The organism is Promineifilum sp. (SeqCode), assembly GCF_041918635.1.
Taxonomy (GTDB): Bacteria; Chloroflexota; Anaerolineae; order Promineifilales; family Promineifilaceae; genus Promineifilum.
Genome location: NZ_JAYRVJ010000722.1, coordinates 1 through 3,146 on the forward strand (window position 1 = coordinate 1; position 3,146 = coordinate 3,146).

Annotated in this window: 3 protein-coding genes; all 3 read right to left on the reverse strand. The window is 70.5% G+C overall.

All coding sequences use genetic code 11. From position 1 onward, the window contains the following. Positions 1–1,173, reverse strand: a 1,173-nt coding sequence (locus ACE3UY_RS21080; RefSeq protein WP_374689446.1) for an aminomethyltransferase family protein, incomplete at its 3' end; no start/stop codon positions are given. A 141-nt stretch (positions 1,174–1,314) separates the two neighbouring features. Beyond that, a complete protein-coding gene (locus tag ACE3UY_RS21085) occupies positions 1,315–2,118 on the reverse strand; it encodes an IclR family transcriptional regulator (RefSeq protein ID WP_374689447.1) in 804 nt (267 codons plus the stop codon). After that, positions 2,115–3,146 (reverse strand): trimethylamine methyltransferase family protein (locus tag ACE3UY_RS21090; RefSeq protein WP_374689448.1); only part of this gene is annotated, 1,032 nt, incomplete at its 5' end. The genes ACE3UY_RS21085 and ACE3UY_RS21090, both read right to left, overlap by 4 nt.

The following is a 3,146-nucleotide window of genomic DNA, read 5'->3' on the forward strand; positions in this document are numbered from 1 at the left end:
CGCCGGGCACTTTTTGCGCTTGAATTCCACGGTCACTTCCACGTCCACCCAGTTGCCCAGCGCGGCGTGGGGGGTCAGGAATTGGCCGATGCCCACGTACTGCTTCAGGATGGGGGCGAAGGCGTGGCTGGTGATGTGGCCCACGTGGCGGCCGCCGCTGTCGCTGGCCGCGCCGCCGGCCCGCTCGTAGACGGGCACAGCCGAGCGCGACGCCCGCCCGGCGACGCGCGGCGGCAAATCTTCCTCGGCGAAGAGCCGCTCCAGCGCCCGCCAGTCGTACTGCACGCCGACGAACGTCCAGGCCGATCCCTGGCGGCGCTCGGCGGCCAGCGCCCGCTTGCCGATGAAGTCGCCCCGCTTGCCCGGCGGCACCGCCCAGCCCAGCCCGATCTCGTAAGGGGAGGACTTCTGGCTCTCGATGACGGCGTGGTGGCTGGAGATGTAATCGACGGCGATCATCACCAGCCCCGCCTCCACGCGGGCCACGTCGAGGGCGAGGATGCCCGCCGGCAGGATACCGTGCCGGTTGCCGCGGTCGATGAGGCAGTCCCACAGCCGCTCGGCGTGCTCCGGCCGCACCCACAGCTCGTAGCCCAGATCGCCGGTGTAGCCGGTGCGCGTGACGGTGACGGGGAAGCCGTCCACCGCGCCCTGGGCCAGGTGGAAGTACTTGAGCGCGCCGAAATCGACGCCGCTGACGACCTCCTCCAGGATGGCCCGGCTGCGCGGCCCCTGCAGCGCCAGCGCGGCCAGGTCGTCGGTGACGTTCGTGACGTCCGCGTTCAGGCCGTAGCCCACGTCCTGGAACCAGCGGCCGTTGGGGTCGGCCGAGGTGATGCGGAAGTGGTTGGCGTCAAGCCGCGAGACCGTCCCGTCGTCGATGACCTTGCCGTGGGCGTCGCACCAGGGCGTGTAGTAGACCTGGCCGATCTTCTGTTTGGTCACGTCGCGGGTGATGACGCGATCCACCAGCCGGGCGGCGTCGGGGCCGGTCACTTCGTACTTGTAGAGGGGCGTCACGTCGATCAGCCCGGCGCTGTTGCGGATGGCGTAGTATTCCCGCTCGTGCGACGGCTCGTAGAGACCGGCCGACAGGTAGCCGGACCAGTTGCGCCACTCGTAGCTGTCACAGACGGCCGACGTGCGCGAATGAAAAGGTGTCGGTAGCGGCATAATTCTCCTTGTTTATCATCCGCAGATTAAGAAGAGCTCACGCAAAGTACGCAAAGTTTGCCAAGAACGCAAAGCGATTTGTTTTCTTGGCGCACTTGGCGATCTTTGCGTGAGCCATTCTTCATAATCTGCCCAATCTGCCTAATCTGCGGATAACTCTCTTCGATACCCCAACCGTCGCGAGATGCGGGCGGCGGCGGCGCGGACGAGGGCGCCGATGGCCGGCAGGCGCTCGTCGGTCAGGCGCGTGCGCGTGCCGCCCAGGCTGATGGCGGCGACGGGCCGGGCGTCGGCGTCCAGCAGCGCCGCGCCGACGGCCACAAAGCCCAACTCCAACTCCTCGGCGGCCACGGCGTAGCCGTCGCGCCGGATGGCGTCCAGGCCGGCGCGCAACTGCTCGCCGGTCAGCGTCCGCTCCGTCAGCGGCGCACAGGCCGGCGGCAGGGCGCGGGCCAGCTCGGCCGGCGGCAGGTGGGCCAGGATGGCCTTGCCCGTCGAGGTGGCGTAGACCGGCCAGCGGCTGCCGATGTGCTGGCTGCCGCTGGTCACGTACTCGCCCGGTATCTCCTCGATGATGACCATCTCCCGGCCGGATAGCACCTCCAGCGTGGCCGTCTCGCCCGTGCCGGCGGCCAGCGCCTCCACTTCCGCCTGGCTGACCAGCCGGATGGGACTGGCCCGCCTGGCCCGTCCGCCCAGCGCGATCAGCCCCGAGCCGAGGCGAAAGGCGTCGGTGGCCGGGTCGCGGACGACGTACTCGACGCTCTCCAGCGCCGTCAGCAGGCGGTAGGCCGTCGTCCGGTTCAGGCCGACCGCCCCGGCCAGGTCGCTGGCGTTCCAGACGGGGCGCTCGTCGGTGAACGCCTCCAGCATGGCGACGGCGCGCAGGACGGATTGCGTGCCGGCCATCGGCTCCTGGAGCGGCCTGGTCAGGGGCGCGTTCATCGCCCTCCCGGTTGGCGAGGCAGCCGCCGCCGTCGCCGCCGGTCGTCCTCGCCGGCCGCGCCCTCGACGGCCGGGGGCACGTCGGGCAGCGGCGCGGGCGTCGTCATGCCGGCGGTAATGATGCGCTGCATCTCGGCCACGACCAGCGGGTCGGTGACGATGGGGCGGTAGGCGGCCAGGCGGCGCTCCACCTCGTCGGTGGCCCGCTGCAACAGGTCTTTCGAGCCGGCGCGCGCCCAGTTCTCGCGGTTCTCCCGGTCGGTGACGGGCGAGGGCAGGTATAGCTCCTGCGGCCAGTGGGCCATCGTGTGCTCGGCGGTGATGAGGTGCTGCTCGGCCATCACCTCGCGCGCCAGGTCGAGCGTGGGCAGGTCGTCGAGCGGACGCAGCTCGCGCACGAAGTGGAGCGCCTGACCGCACAGGTCGTCGTCGTAGACCAGCTTGGGCAGGCTGAAGGTCAGCACGTAGTCGAGCATGCCGGGGCCGGAGACGGAGTTGATGCCGGCCAGCGCCGCCAGCAGGGCGCTGCCGAACGTCTCCGCGCCGGCCTGGGCGTCGAGGAACTTGCTGTCGCTGAGGGCCATGTAGGCCTGGGTGGGCAGGCCGAGCGACTTGGCGACGGCGGCGTAGGCCACGTCGAGGTGCAGCGCCTGGATGCCCAGCATGGGCGAGGTGGCGGCGCGCATGTGGAACTCGGCCGGCGCGCCGCCGAACAGCACCGGCGCGCCCGGCCGGACGATCTGGGCCATGACCAGCCCGGCCAGCACGTCCACCGTGTGAAAGACGGTCGCGCCGACCAGCGACACCGGGGCGATGAGGCCCATGAGCGTCACCGGGACGATCTCGACCGGGATGCCCGCCTCGACGCAATCGAGCAGGTTCTGGCAGGAGTCCTCGCTGTAGCGGAACATGCCGGTGGCGGTGATGGTGAAGATGGACAGGGGGCGGGCGATGAGGTCGGCCCGGTCGCGGCGGAAGAGGGCCATCATCTCGGCCATGCGCCCCACGCCGTGCTCGGTGAACGCGCC